The 13,515-nt window shown below is 74.3% G+C and carries 10 protein-coding genes; 7 read left to right on the top strand and 3 right to left on the bottom strand.

Annotated features, from left to right (window positions below; genetic code table 11):
• Positions 1–24 precede the first annotated feature (24 nt).
• From ACIBIW_RS31815 to ACIBIW_RS31785, 7 genes are all read left to right on the top strand, one after another.
• The gene (locus ACIBIW_RS31815) at positions 25–861 is read left to right on the top strand and encodes an ABC transporter ATP-binding protein (protein ID WP_399341165.1); all 837 of its coding nucleotides are present in this window, start codon (positions 25–27) and stop codon (positions 859–861) included.
• Positions 854–1,777, top strand: a complete 924-nt coding sequence (locus ACIBIW_RS31810; RefSeq protein ID WP_399341163.1) for an ABC transporter permease — start codon at positions 854–856, stop codon at positions 1,775–1,777. The genes ACIBIW_RS31815 and ACIBIW_RS31810 overlap by 8 nt, the downstream gene beginning before the upstream one ends.
• A gap of 120 nt (positions 1,778–1,897) precedes the next feature.
• The gene (locus ACIBIW_RS31805; RefSeq protein ID WP_399341162.1) at positions 1,898–2,986 is read left to right on the top strand and encodes an ABC transporter substrate-binding protein; all 1,089 of its coding nucleotides are present in this window, start codon (positions 1,898–1,900) and stop codon (positions 2,984–2,986) included.
• Between the two features lie 84 nt (positions 2,987–3,070).
• Positions 3,071–4,108, top strand: coding sequence for a dihydrodipicolinate synthase family protein (locus tag ACIBIW_RS31800; RefSeq protein WP_399341160.1), 1,038 nt, complete (start codon positions 3,071–3,073; stop codon positions 4,106–4,108).
• The gene (locus ACIBIW_RS31795) at positions 4,101–5,381 is read left to right on the top strand and encodes an FAD-binding protein (protein WP_399341158.1); all 1,281 of its coding nucleotides are present in this window, start codon (positions 4,101–4,103) and stop codon (positions 5,379–5,381) included. Before ACIBIW_RS31800 ends, ACIBIW_RS31795 begins: the two co-directional genes overlap by 8 nt.
• Positions 5,366–6,802, top strand: a complete 1,437-nt coding sequence (locus ACIBIW_RS31790; protein WP_399341156.1) for an MmgE/PrpD family protein — start codon at positions 5,366–5,368, stop codon at positions 6,800–6,802. The genes ACIBIW_RS31795 and ACIBIW_RS31790 overlap by 16 nt, the downstream gene beginning before the upstream one ends.
• 59 nt (positions 6,803–6,861) lie before the next feature.
• Positions 6,862–8,196: an FAD-dependent oxidoreductase gene (locus ACIBIW_RS31785; RefSeq protein ID WP_399341154.1), complete on the top strand. Its 1,335-nt coding sequence runs from the start codon at positions 6,862–6,864 to the stop codon at positions 8,194–8,196.
• Positions 8,197–8,355: 159 nt separating this feature from the next.
• Here the strand turns inward: ACIBIW_RS31785 and ACIBIW_RS31780 are convergent, their stop codons facing one another.
• The 3 genes from ACIBIW_RS31780 to ACIBIW_RS31770 form a co-directional block, all read right to left on the bottom strand.
• Complete coding sequence (locus tag ACIBIW_RS31780; RefSeq protein ID WP_399341152.1) at positions 8,356–10,593, bottom strand: ArnT family glycosyltransferase; 2,238 nt, start codon at positions 10,591–10,593, stop codon at positions 8,356–8,358.
• 12 nt (positions 10,594–10,605) lie between these two features.
• A complete protein-coding gene (locus tag ACIBIW_RS31775; RefSeq protein WP_399341151.1) occupies positions 10,606–11,910 on the bottom strand; it encodes a glycosyltransferase in 1,305 nt (434 codons plus the stop codon).
• An 89-nt stretch (positions 11,911–11,999) separates the two neighbouring features.
• Positions 12,000–13,511: a sensor histidine kinase gene (locus tag ACIBIW_RS31770; protein ID WP_399341150.1), complete on the bottom strand. Its 1,512-nt coding sequence runs from the start codon at positions 13,509–13,511 to the stop codon at positions 12,000–12,002.
• Between the last annotated feature and the right edge of the window lie 4 nt (positions 13,512–13,515).

The following is a 13,515-nucleotide window of genomic DNA, read 5'->3' as shown; positions in this document are numbered from 1 at the left end:
ATGGAAACCGGACAGGGAGGCAACGTGGCACCTTCGGGTTCGCTTGCGGCACGGAGTCGTACCGAGCCGGGCGCCGGCGCGGCGCCCGCGTTGTCGATCGATTCCGTGGGCCGGCGCTTCGATGTGGACGGGGCCGACTTCGTCGCGCTCGACGATGTCAACTTCACCGTGGGACAAGGTGAGTTCGTCTGCATCGTGGGGCCGAGCGGCTGCGGCAAGAGCACCCTGCTGATGTCGATCGCGGGCCTGGTGCCGCCGTCGTCGGGGCGGATTGTCGCGAACGGCGAGCCCGTCAGGGGGCCCTCGCCCGCACGCGGTGTGGTCTTCCAGGAGGGGGCCGTACTGCCCTGGCGTTCCGTCCTCAGGAACGTGACCTACGGGCTCGACATGCAGGGCATCGGCACCAAGGCCGAGCGCAGGGAACGCGCCAGGGAGCTGATCAGGATGGTCGGCCTTGAGAAGTTCGAGGACCGGCTGCCGAAGGCGCTCTCCGGCGGTATGCGGCAGCGGCTCGCCATCGCCCAGACCCTGGCCTGCGACCCCAGCATGCTCCTGATGGACGAGCCGTTCGGCGCGCTGGACGCCTTCACCAGGGAGGCCATGCAGCTCGCGCTGCTCGACATCTGGGAGCGGCAGCGCACCACCGTGGTCTTCGTGACCCACGGCGTGGACGAGGCCGTCATCCTGGCCGACCGCATCCTCATCATGGCCGGGGGTCCCGGCCGGATCGTCAGGGAGGTCAGGGTGCCGCTCGCCCGCCCGCGCACCCCCGAGGTGCGCGGCTCGGCCGAGTTCCAGGAGGCCAGGCAGACCGTCTGGGAAACGATCAACCAGTATGCGATGGCAGGCGCAGATGAATAACGCCCCTCCTTCCACGGACTCCACCGACTCCCCCGGCGCCCAGGCGGTCCCCGCCGAGGCTGCGGCGCCCCCGGGCACCGCCGCGAAGGCCGCGCCCGCCCGCGGCGGCGCCGTCCCCGGGAAGACCCCCGCGCGCCGCGGCCGCCGCCCGGCGAAGTGGCTGGGCGCGGCCGGGCTGCGGCTCGCGCCGTTCGTCCTCGTCCTGCTGCTGTGGTGGGCGCTCTCCGCGGGCGGCGCGTTCGACCCCACCATCATCCCGGGCCCCAAGGCCGTCGGCACCGCCCTGTGGGACGGGCTCATCACCCAGGGCGACATGTGGTCCGACCTCGGGGCCACCCTCTACCGCGCGGTGCTCGGCCTGCTGATCGGCGCCGCCCTCGGCCTGGTCATCGGGGTGCTGATGGGCGAGTCCAAGTGGGTGGCACACCTGCTGGAACCGCTGATCTCGTTCGCGTTCCCGATGCCCAAGCTGGCCCTGCTGCCGCTGCTGATCGTGGTGTTCGGCATCGGCCAGACCTCGCTGCTCGTGATGGTGGTGCTCGGGGCGTTCTTCCCGATGGTCGTCAACACCTACGCGGGGGTGACGGGGGTGAGCAGGGTGCTGCTGTGGAACGCGCGCACCCTCGGCGCGAACAAGCTCCAGCAACTGCGCACCGTCGTCGTGTTCGCCGCGCTGCCACACATCCTCAGCGGCATCAGGGTGGCCACGGGGGTGGCGTTCCTGCTCGTCGTGGCCGCCGAGATGATCTCGGCCAACGACGGCCTCGGCTACCTGATCATCTTCTCCCAGCGCAACTACCGGCCCGACCTCGTCATCGCGGGCATCCTCGCGACCGCCGCCCTCGGCTTCGTCATCGACCGGCTCGTCAGCTACGCCTCCGCCCGGCTCCTCGCCTGGCAGGACTCCGCGCGCTGACGGCGCCCGCGGCGCGCGCGAGGGCGCGCCCGCCACCCGCACCCCCCTCGGCGCGCATCGCGCGCACATCCCCCCGCACCGTGTGCCTCGTTCTCCACCTTCAGCGGAAGGGCAGTTCCCGTGCAATCACAGCGGACGATCGGACGACGGGAGCTGCTGGCGGGCTCCGCGGCCGGAATACTGGCGCTCGCCGGCTGCGGCTCGTCACAGTCCAAGGGCGGCTCCAGCTCCACAGGAGCCCGCTTCGCCTACGCCTCGACCTCGCCCCTGGCGTCGGTCCTGGCCGCCCAGCAGCTCAAGACCTGGGACGACGCCGGTGTGTCCGTCAAGGTCGACCAGGTCAACGACGTCGGCCTCGCCACCGACCTCACCAACGGCCGCAAGGCCCAGTTCGGCCACTCGGCGCCCACCACCGCGTTCGCCGCGATGTCCCAGGGCGTCCCCCTCAAGATCCTCGCCAGCCTCGGCTTCGGCCAGGGCGAGCACCAGGCCGGCTACCTCACCGCGCCCGCGTCCTCCGGCATCAGGAGCCTGAAGGACCTCGGCGGCAAGAAGGTCGCCGTCACCGGCATCGGCACCAGCTACGACTTCTATCTGCGGGCCGCGCTGAAGGGCGTCGGGCTCAGCACCAAGGACGTGCAGATCGTCCCCGTGCCGTACCCGCAGATGAAGGGCGCGCTCGACCAGGGCCAGGTGGACGCGGCGCTGCTGCTCGCCGTCGACTACGCGGGCCTGAAGGCGGAGAAGAAGGTCAACGTGGTGGACACCACCGCGGGGCTGGCCGACGCGCCCATCGAGATCACCGGCTGCGTGGTGGCACGCACCGACTGGCTCAAGGACAACGAGAAGAGCGCCGTCGGCTTCCTGGCGGGGCTGCTCAAGGCCGAGTCCTGGATCGAGAAGGACGTCGCGTCCCACCAGGGCGCCAAGACCGTCAAGCTCCTCCAGCCCGTCCTCAAGTACGACAAGCCCACCATGAGGGACTACGTCACCTACCGGCTGCTGGACATCGGGCAGGAGTCGAAGCTCGGCGGACTGCTGCGGATGCCGCACTCCTTCGTCGACCCGGCGCTCAAGGCCCTGGAGGCGGGCGGCGGCATCCCCGGCAAGACCAAGGTGACATACGAGTCGGCCATCGACCTCTCGTATCTGAAGAAGGCGTACAAGAAGGCCGGTCTGGCCTGGAACGAGGACGTCAAGTACGCCTGACCCGGCCCGACCTGACCCCCTTCGCGGGCGCGCGCACCGCGCGCCGCGGCCCGCACGAGCACGGATGCTGAGGACGCCAACACCATGTCTGGTACGACTTTCACAACCCATACGAGCTACACCTCGCACGCGCTGCACGCCACCCTGGTGACCCCCTTCGACCCCGGGACCGGGGCGGTGCTCCTCGACGAGCTGACGGCGATGGCCCGCAGGCTCGCGGACGCCTCCGCCAGGTCGTCGGTGCCGCTCGTCCCGATCATCAACGCGGAGGCCGGGGAGATCTACACGCTCTCCCGCGAGGAGCGGACGGCCAACCTGGAGGCGGTGGTGGGCGCCGGGCTCGGCCCCGTGGTCGGCGGTGTGGTGGGCCGCACCACCGCGGAGGCGGTCGAGGTCGCGAAGGAGGCCGTGGCGGCGGGCGCGCAGGCGCTGTTCGTGCTGCCGCCGTTCGGCTCCGGCGACATCACCACCTCCTGGGACCCGGTGCGCTACCCCCGGGTGGTCAGCGAGTACACCGGGCGGATCGCGGACGCGGTCGGCGACGTGCCGCTCGTCATCCACCCCTCGGGGCCGCGCTCGCCCGCGTACGGCATCGGCTGGCCGCTGGAGACCGTGCGGGCGGTCATCGGCCGGGCGCCGACCGTCGCCGGGTGGAAGATGACGTACTCCTACGAGGGCTACCGCAGGGTCGCCCGCTATCTGCGCGCGCACGCGCCGCAGGTGGCGGTGCTGCCGTCGAGCGCGGTGCGCTACCACGAGAACCTGGCCAACCGGCAGTTGGACGGGGCCTGTTCCGGCTCGTTCTGCTACGCGCTCGACCCGATGGTCGAGCACATCGAGCTGTGGCGCAAGGGCGAGGTGTCCGCCGCCACCGACCTGTGGCTCGACGGGCTCGCGGAGCTGCACGAGTACGTGTACTCCGACTACGCGCGCCTGCACATCCGCTACAAGGTCGCCGCCTGGCTCGCCGGGGAGATCTCCTCGCCGCTGATGCGCGACCCGATGCCGGAGCCCGAGCGCGCCGAGGCCGACCGGCTGTGCGCCCTGCTGACCGGCGCGGGCCTCGCCGCGCGGGACGCCGCCGAGGTCGACGCGTTCTTCGCCGCGCACGTCCATGCCTGACCTGGTCGTCGTCGGCGCGGGGCCCGCGGGGCTCGCCGCCGCGCTCGGGGCGGCCGACGAGGGGGCGCGAGCCGAGGTCGTCGAGGGGGCGCCGGAACCGGGCGGCGCCGCGCCGCTGTCGAACGGCTCGCTGTGGACCTTCGACAGCGCGGAAACGTTTCTCGCCCGCTGTCCCGGCGCCGACCCCGCCGTCGCGCGGCGCGTCACCGGCGGGCTCGGGTCGGTGGTGGCATGGCTGCGCCGGGAGGGTGTGACGGTCGCGGAGCGCGGCCCGAGCCTGTACGGGGCCGCCACCAGCCACCAGGTGTCGCCGCCCGAGTTGGTGGCGGTGCTCGCCGCCGCCGTACGCGCGCGGGCGGCCCTGACCACCGGGGACCCGGTGACGGGCCTCGCCCGGGACGGCGCGGGGGTGCGGGTGGTGTGCGCCTCGGGACGCGAGATCGCGGCGGGCGCGGTGGTGGTGGCCTCCGGTGGCATCCACGGGGACCCGGCCCTGCTGCGGGCCGCGGGCCTCGGCCACTATGTGGGCCTCCCGGTGCGGAGCAGGCCGCGCGGCGGGGACGGGGTGCGGCTCGCCACCGGCCTCGGCGCCACCCTCGCCGGCACCGCGGACGGCATCTACGGGCATTTGGTACCGGCGGGCCTGCCGCCGGGCGAGGTCACCGCGCCGCTCGCCGCCCAGTACCACAGCAGCGCGGGGGTATTGCTCGGCGCCGACGGCACGGTGGTGGCACCGGTCGGCACCGACGACCACCACCTCAACCGGGCCCTGGCCCGCACCCCGGAGCGGCGCGGGTTCCTCGTCCACGACATCGACGCGGCTCCGCCGCTGATCAGGAAGCCGGTCGGGGGCGCCTCGTGGGCGGCCGACAGGTTCGCCTTCGCGAGCGAGCACGGCGCGCGCACCGCGCGCGCCGACACCCTCGGCGAACTGCTGGGCGCGCTCGGCACGTGGGGGCTCCCGCCGCTCGGCGCGGGGGCGCGCGCCGCGGTGGCGGGGGTGCTGCGTACCCCGCCGTTCCACGCCGTCGAGGTGACGGCGAGCATCACCCACGCGGGCGCGGGGCTCCGCGTCGACGACGGGCTCGCGGTCGCGGGGGTGCGCGGGGTGTTCGCCGCGGGCGCCGACATCGGGGGCGCCTTCGGGGACGGGTACGGCGGCGGGCTCGCGCTCGCCCTCACCACAGGACTCGCCGCAGGGCGCCGGGCTGCCGCCGCGGCAAGGGACCCGAGGGCGGCCGGGAACGAGGAGACACCGTGGGCAACACACTGACCGAACTCGCCGCGTTCGCCGCCGGGGCGCGCTACGAGGACCTGCCGGAGGCCGTCGTCCGCGAGGCGCGGCGCACCGTGCTCGACTCGCTGGGGTGCGCGCTGGCGTCGTCGTCGGTGCCCAAGGGCCGGATGTGCACGGCGCTCTCACGGCGGCTCGGCGGGGCGCCCGAGTCGTCCGTGATCGGGGTGCGCGGCAAGGTGTCCCCCACCAGCGCCGCGCTCGCCAACGGTGAGCTGATCAACGCCATGGACTACAGCGCGCTGTACGGGCGCGGCGGCCACGCGACCCCCAGTGTGCTGCCCGCGATCCTCGCCGTGGCGGAGGCGGTGGGGGCCTCGGGCCGGGAGCTGATCCTGGCCACCGCGATCGGGCACGAGCTGGCGCTGCGGCTCTCCCGGGGGCTCTCCCCCATCATGACGGTGGAGCAACACCCGGACCGCCCGGACGAGTTGGACTACCGGTGGGCGCCGACGTACGGGTTCTCCCGCTTCAACATCGCCGCAGCGGCGGGGGCAGGGCGGCTGCTCGGCCTCGACGCGGAGCGCATGGCGCACGCCCTCGGGCTCGCGGGGCACCACGCCCAACTGCCCACCAACGCCAAGTTCGCGCACAGCGAGCCGCCCGCCGCGATGACCAAGTACGGCACCGCGGGCTGGCAGTCGACCGGCGCGGTGGTGTCGGTGTTCCTCGCCGAGATGGGCTACACCGGCGATGTCACCCTGTTCGAGAGCGAGATCGGCTTCTGGCGGTTCTCGGGCTCGGAGAAGTGGGACCCGGAGGCGGTGCTCGACGGCCTCGGCGACGCCTGGGGCTACCCCGAGCTGCACTACAAGCCGTACCCGTGCTGCCGTCTCGTGCAGTCGTCGCTCGACCTGTTCCTGCGGCTGCGCGACGAACACGGCCTGAAACCGGGCGACATCGAGGCGATCCGGGTCACCGGGCACCCCTACGGCGCCCACCCCAACTCCCTGAACAGGGACGTCACCAACACCGTCGACGCCCAGTTCAGCATCCCGTACATCTTCTCGGTGGCGGCGCACGGGGTGCCGGTGGGCCCGGCGTGGCAGGCTGCGGCCACCCTGTCCGACCCGTCGGTGCGCGCCTTCATGGACCGGGTCACATACGAGGTGCACCCGGCCTACCGGGGGCCGCTGCCGAGGGACGCGCAGATGAGCATCGGCGCGGTCGAGGTGGCGGCGCGGGGCGCCACGTACCGGGAGAGCACGGACTACGCGTACGGCACCCCGGTGCCGGGTTACGAGTTCACCGACGAGGCGCTGGCGGAGAAGTTCCGGGTGAACGCGGCGGTGGTGCTGCCCGCGGACAAGGCGGAGCGTGCGGTGGCGGCGGCGTTCGCGCTCGACGAGGCGGACGGCGTGGCCGAACTGATGGAGCACGTCACACCGGACGCGTCCTGAACGGGGCGGCGCCCCGGCGGGAGACGGCGGCGCAGGCGGCGAGAGGAGAAGAGGAGACCATGGCGGCGACGAGGAGCATCACGGCGACCCGGGTGGTGCGCAGGTCGGAGCGGGACGCGGTGCGGCTCGTGGAGGCCGACGTCTGTGTCGTCGGCGCCGGCATCGCCGGGGTGTCGGCGGCGGTGGAGGCGGCGAGGTCGGGCCGCCGTGTGGTGCTGGTGGACGGGCTGCCCCGGCTCGGCGGGCAGGCGGTGAACGCCGTCATCGGCACCTTCGCGGGACTGCTCTCCAACGACCCGGAGCCGTACGCCTTCACGTACGGCATCGCCGAGGACATCCTGCGCGAGCTCGGCGCCTCGGGGGACCTGCGGCTGCGCCGCAAGCACAACACCGTGATGTACGACGAGGGGGCGCTCGGCCGGTGGGTGGAGCGCACCGTGCACGAGTCGGGGATCACGGTGCTGCTCGGCGCGGTGCTGCGCGGGGTGGAGCGCGAGGGGCGGCGGCTGACCGCGCTGGACGCGGCCACCAGGCACGGGGACGTGCGGGTGTGCGCGGGCGGCTATGTGGACGCCACCGGGGACGCGACGGTGGCATGGCTCGCGGGCCTCGAATGCAGGGAGCCCGCGGACGGGCCCGTGTACGGGTCGCAGAAGGTGGTGCTGGAGAACATCGACGAGGAGTTCTACCCGGCACCGGCCGAACTCCTCGACAGGCTGCGGACGGTGGGCGACCGCTACGGGGTGGTCCGCAAGGACGGCCTGGCCAACCTGTTCGTGGGGCGGAGCACCGCCGTCCTCAACATGACGCACATCGAGACCCCGCTCGACCCCGCACTCGCCGCCAGGAGCGCGTACGAGGGCAGGACGGAGGCGGAGAAGACGGTGCGGTTCCTCAGGGAGGAGTTCCCGAAGGCGTTCGGCGCCGCCCGGGTGCGCACCATGGGCCTCCTGGGGGTGCGCCAGACCCGGTGGATCAGGGGCCGCACCCAGCTCACCGTGGACGATGTGCGCTCCGGGCGCCGCCCCGACGACGCGATCGCCCGCACCGGCTGGGGTGTCGAGCTGCACAACGAGCGGGAGACCTCCCTGTGGGAGCCGCAGCCGCCCGGCCATGTGCACTACGTCCCGTACGGGGCGCTGGTCCCGCCGGAGGCCGACAACCTGCTGGCGGCGGGGCGGTGTGTCGACGGGGACGTCGCCGCGCTGTCGAGCGTGCGGGTGATGGGGCCGTGCATCGCGACCGGCGCCGCCGCCGCGCACGCCCTCGACCTCGCGCTCGCGGACGGCGGGGGTGTGCACGAGGTGCCGGTCGCGGCACTCCAGGAGCGGCTGCGGGACAACCTGCACCGCACCGACCCCTACCGGGACCCCGCACCGGCACCGGTGGGGTGAGGGCGGGGTCACACCAGGCCCCCGCGGGCCGCTCGGCGAGGGGGTGCGGTGGGTCGCGGGAGTCGCGGGAGTCGCGGACAGGGCGGTGCCCCGGCCGGGTGTGGCGGGCCGGGGCGCCTGGGGCCGTCCCCTGCGGCGCCGGGGACGGGGGCGGGGGTGTCAGGAGGTGGGCTTGGTCAGGTCGTAGAGGGTGGTGTCGCCGACGGTGACCTTGGTGTAGTGCGCCTCGACCCAGGTGGTGATCTCGGCCGCGGTGCCGCTGTTCCCGAAGCCGCCCATGGGGCCGCCGCCTCCCCCGCCGCCTCCGCCGCCGTTCGCCGCGCCGGGGGCGCCCTGACCGCCGGTCGCGCCGGTCTCGCCACCACCGCCGCGCCCGTCCGCGAGGAAGTAGTGGATACGGCCGTCCCTGACGTACTGCCGGAACTCGGCGAGGGTGGGTGACGGGTCGCTGCCGTTGAAGCCGCCGATCGCCATCACCGGGTGCCCCGTGGCGAGTTGGATGCTCGCCGCGTTCTGCGAGCCGACCGAGGCGGCGACCCAGGTGTAGTCTCCTGCGTCCGCCGTGAGCGCCGTGCGCTCCGCCGCGGAGACCTGGCGGCCGTCGAGCAGTCCGCCCATGCCGCCACCGCCCCTGCCGCCGCCCATGCCGCCCGGTCCGCCGCCCGTGCCGCCCGGCCACTCGCCGCCGCGCGCGCCCTGGCCGCCGCCGAACCGTCCGCCCGTGGCCGCCTGCCCGCCGGGAGCGCCCTGCGCCCCGGCCCCGCCCTGGCCCTGGGGGCCGCCGGGGCCTGTGCCGCCGCCAGGTCCTGTGCCGCCGCCGCGCCCCGGGAAGCCGCCGCCGGGGCCGCCGAAGCCCGTGGTCACCGTGGGGCCCGCCGTCACGATGGAGCCGCTGTGCGGGGTGTGCACGGTGTCGAGGGTGTACGCCACCGGGCCCGCGAGCACGGCGAAGGCGCCGAGCACGGCGGCGTACGGCACCGCCCGCCACCGGGCGCGTACCGGCACGAGCAGGCCCACCACCGAGACGAGGCCCGCGGCGAGCACCGCGGGGCGCAGCCACGGCAGCCAGTCGGGCGAGCGCCCCAGCAGCACCCAGGCGCACCAGGTGGTGAGGGCCACCGCGAGCGCCAGCGCGGCCCGGGCCGCCAGATGCTCGCGGCGCTGCCACAGCACGGTGGCGCCCATCCCGACGAGCGCGGCGGCGTACGGGGCGAGGGCGATGTTGTAGTACTGGTGGAAGATCCCGGACATGAAGCTGAAGGTGCCGAAGGTCATCAGCAGCGCGCCGCCCCAGACCAGGAACTCGGTGCGGCGGGCCGCGTCGAGCGCGTCGACGGCGCGCCTGGCCCGCCACAGGGCGACGGTACCGGCGACGAGCAGCACGAACGCCGCGGGCAGCAGCCAGGCGATCTGACCGCCCATGTCGGCCGAGAAGAGCCGGGTGATCCCGGTGTCGCCCCAGGCGCCGCCGCCCCGGCCACCGCCGCCACCGCCGCCGACGCTGCCGGCCTCGTCGCCGCTGATCCGGCCGAACCCGTTGTAGCCGAAGGTGAGTTCGAGGAAGTCGTTGTGCTGGGAGCCGCCGATGTACGGGCGCGACCCGGCGGGCCACAGCTCGACCAGGGCCACCCACCAGCCGCAGGACACCACCATCGCGAGTCCGGCGAGCAGCAGTTGGACCAGGCGGCGACGGAGCGGCGTCGGGGCGCACACCGCGTAGACGACGGCGAGCGGTGGCAGGATCAGCCATGCCTGGAGGGTCTTCACCAGGAACGCGAGTCCGAAGCAGACCCCGGCCGCGACCAGCCACTTGGTGGCCGCGCCCTCAAGCGCCCGCAGCACACAGGCGATCGCGGCGACCATCAGCAGGCACAGCAGCGCGTCCGGGTTGTTGAAGCGGAACATCAGGGCGGCCACCGGAGTCAGTGCGAAGCACGCTCCGGCCAGCAGCGCCGCACCCGCCCCGAAGCGGCGCCGTACGGCCGCGTACAGCACGCCGACGGACGCGACGCCCATCAGGGCCTGCGGCACGAGCACCGCCCAGGGGCCGAGGCCGAAGAGGCGGACGGACAGCGCGATGGGCCACAGCGCCCCGGCTGGCTTGTCGACGGTGATGGCGTTGCCGCCGTCGAGCGAGCCGAAGAGGAACGCCTTCCAACTGGTGCTGCCCGCCTGTGCGGCGGCCGAGTAGAACTGGTTGGCGTAGCCGGAGGCGCCGAGGTCCCAGAGGTAGAGCGCGGCGGTGACCAGCAGCAGGGCCAACAGCGCCGGCCTGGCCCAGCGGGGGTCATCGGGGTGTCCGCGCAGCAGCCTGGCGGCGGACGGGTGGGAGGGCATCGGTGCTCCTGACGGGGTCGTGGCGGGGGTGGTGGTGTCACGGGGCGTCGTGGTGGACATGGCGGGGGTCAACTAGTCTCCGGTGGGGCGGTCTTGGGGTGGGGAGCCCTGGGTGCGCTCGGAGAACACCCAGGCGCGCAGCAGCAGGAACCGCAGCACGGTGGCGGCCAGGTTGGCGGCGACCAGCACCGTCAGCTCCGTTCCGTGCGACGGTGTGCCGCTCGCGGCGCCGAGTGCGGCGAGCGAGCCGCTGGTGAGGACGAGGCCGACGGCGAACACCACGAGTCCCTGGGCGTGGTGGCGCACCGCGAGGTCGCGGCCCCGTACGCCGAAGGTGAGCCGCCGGTTGGCTGCGGTGTTGGCGACGGCGGAGAGCAGCAGGGCCACGGCGTTGGCGGCCTGCGCCCCGGTGCCGAGCCTGAACAGCGAGTAGAGGGCGAGGTAGAAGAGGGTGCTGAGGACGCCGACGGCGCAGAACCCGACGAGTTGGGAGGGCAGGCCCCTGGGCACCCCGGGCACCCGCCGGTCCCTGGGGTCGTCGCCGAAGGGGCGGGCAAGACGTTCGAGCGGCAGCGCACCGCCCGCCAGCGCCCGGCCCACCCGCCACACGCCCTTGAGGTCGTCGGTGGCGGTGCGCCAGATCCGTACGGTGCTGTCCGGGTCGTCGATCCAGTCGACGGGCACCTCGTGGATGCGCAGCCCGGCGCGCTCGGCGAGCACCAGCAGCTCGGTGTCGAAGAACCAGCCGCCGTCCTCGACGAGCGGCAGCAGCCGGGCCGCGACGTCCGCGCGCACCGCCTTGAAGCCGCACTGGGCGTCGGAGAAGCGGGCGGCGAGCGAGCCGCGCAGGATCAGGTTGTAACCGCGGGAGATCAGCTCGCGCCTGGGGCCGCGCACCACCCGGGAGCCGCGGCCGAGGCGGGTGCCGATGGCGAGGTCGGAGTGGCCCGAGATCAGCGGGGCGACCAGCGGCAGCAGCGCGTTGAGGTCGGTGGACAGGTCGACGTCCATATAGGCGAGCACGGGCGCGTCGGAGCCGGTCCACACGGTGCGCAGCGCCCTGCCGCGGCCCTTGCGTTCGAGGCGCACCACCGCGACGTCCGGGAGTTCCGCGGCAAGGGCGGCGGCGATCTCGGGGGTGCGGTCGGTGCTCGCGTTGTCGGCGACGGTCACGCGGAAGCCGTACGGGAACGTGCGGACGAGGTAGGCGTGCAGGCGCCGCACACAGGGTTCGAGGTCCGTCTCCTCGTTGTGGACGGGCACCACCACGTCGAGCACGGTGTCGGTGGGCCTGGGGCACAGGTGTTCCCTGGCCGGCAGGGACCCGGGCCCCGGCTGGGTCGGCTGGGTCGGCTGGGTCGGCTGGGTCGTCGTCATGGTCTCGACGCTGGTGGGCGGCCCTGTCATGGGGGTGTGCCGAGCCTGTGGTGGGCCTGTGAGTCCGGGGGTCGTGGCGTTCTGCCTGGTCAGGGCGGTGGGGCGGTGGGCAGGGTGACGCGGAACACGGTGTGTCCCGCGCCGCCCGCCAGTTCGACGGTGCCCCGGTGGGCGCCGACGACGGCGCGCACGATGGCGAGGCCGAGGCCGGTGCTGCCCGCGGCGCGGGAGCGGGACGCGTCGCCGCGTGCGAACCGCTCGAAGACGCGGGGGCGCAGCTCCTCGGGAATGCCGGGCCCGTCGTCCTCGACCTCGATGCGCACCCGCGTCCCGTCCCGGCGCAGCCGTGCGGTGACGGTGGTGCCCGCGGGGGTGTGGGTGCGGGCGTTGGCGAGGAGGTTGGCCAGCACCTGGTGCAGCCGGTGCCGGTCGGCGTGGGCGCGTACCGGCTCCGGCGGGAGTTCGAGGCGCCAGCGGTGCCCGGGGCCCGCGGCGTGGGCGTCGCTCACGGCGTCCACGAGCAGTGCGGACAGGTCGGTGTCCGCGGGCAGCAGGGGGCGGCCGGCGTCGAGCCTGGCGAGCAGCAGCAGGTCCTCCACCAGCTCCGTCATCCGCTCGGCCTCCGACTCGACGCGGCGCAGCGCGTGCCGGGTGGCGGGGCCGATCTCCTCGTCGCCGCGCCTGGTCAGCTCGGCGTAGCCGCGGATGGCGGCGAGCGGGGTGCGCAGTTCGTGCCCGGCGTCGGCGACGAATCTGCGTACCCGGGTCTCGCTCTCCTGGCGGGCGGCGAGCGCGTCGGCGACGTGGCCGAGCAGCCGGTTGAGCGCGGCGCCGACCTGGCCGACCTCGGTGCGGCCGTCGGCCTCGGCGGCCGGTACCCGCTCGTCGAGTGCCACCTCGCCGCGGTGCAAAGGCAGTTCGGATACGCGGGTGGCGGTGGCGGCGACCCGGCGCAGCGGGCGCAGGGCGAGGGAGACCATGGCGGTGCCGGTGAGGCCGGCCGCGACGAGTCCCGCGGCGGTGACGGACGCCTCGACGAGCACCAGGGTGCCCACGGTGTCCTGGACGCCGTGGAGCGGCAGCCCGACCACCACCGCGGGGTCCCCCGCTCCCGCCCCGGTCGCGTCGGCGCGTGCCCCCGCCTCGACCCGGTAGTCGCCGAGCCCCGGCAGGGTGGCGGTGTGCGGGTGGCCGTCCCTGGGCACGGCGCGCAGGGCGGCGAGCTGGGCCCCGGTGAGGGCGGTGAGGTGTCCCGCGGGCTGCCGGGACGAGGAGTCGGTGTTCCTCGCGCCGCTGCTGATCGTGCCGTGGTCGACGAGGGCGCCGACGGTGTCGAGTGGCTGCCCGGGCAGCGCCACGAAGTCGAGCGAGGGCCCGTCGTCGCGCCCGCGCTGCGGGGGCGGCCCGAAGGACCTGTGCACGGACTCCTCAAGCCGCTTGTCGAGGCCGCCTTGCAGGTAGGAGTGGAGTGCGACGGCGGTGACCACGCCGATCACGGAGCCGACGACGGCGATCAGCAGCACCGCGGAGACCACGAGCCGGGTACGCAGCGACCACCGGCCCACCCGGGGCAGGCGCCCGCGGAGTGTGCGTGGTGCCATGGCG

This window comes from Streptomyces sp. NPDC050560 (assembly GCF_044457285.1).
In the GTDB taxonomy this organism is placed as follows: Bacteria; Actinomycetota; Actinomycetes; order Streptomycetales; family Streptomycetaceae; genus Streptomyces.
The sequence above is the reverse complement of the archived record's forward strand: the minus strand, read 5'-3'. Positions and strand labels throughout refer to the sequence as shown.

Bases quoted from the DNA above. Each gene is read 5' to 3' on its own strand.
- ACIBIW_RS31810 (WP_399341163.1), top strand. From the start codon at position 854: ATGAATAACGCCCCTCCTTCCACGGACTCCACCGACTCCCCCGGCGCC.
- ACIBIW_RS31800 (WP_399341160.1), top strand. From the start codon at position 3,071: ATGTCTGGTACGACTTTCACAACCCATACGAGCTACACCTCGCACGCG.
- ACIBIW_RS31795 (WP_399341158.1), top strand. From the start codon at position 4,101: ATGCCTGACCTGGTCGTCGTCGGCGCGGGGCCCGCGGGGCTCGCCGCC.
- ACIBIW_RS31785 (WP_399341154.1), top strand. From the start codon at position 6,862: ATGGCGGCGACGAGGAGCATCACGGCGACCCGGGTGGTGCGCAGGTCG.
- ACIBIW_RS31780 (WP_399341152.1), bottom strand. From the start codon at position 10,593: ATGTCCACCACGACGCCCCGTGACACCACCACCCCCGCCACGACCCCG.
- ACIBIW_RS31775 (WP_399341151.1), bottom strand. From the start codon at position 11,910: ATGACGACGACCCAGCCGACCCAGCCGACCCAGCCGACCCAGCCGGGG.
- ACIBIW_RS31770 (WP_399341150.1), bottom strand. From the start codon at position 13,511: ATGGCACCACGCACACTCCGCGGGCGCCTGCCCCGGGTGGGCCGGTGG.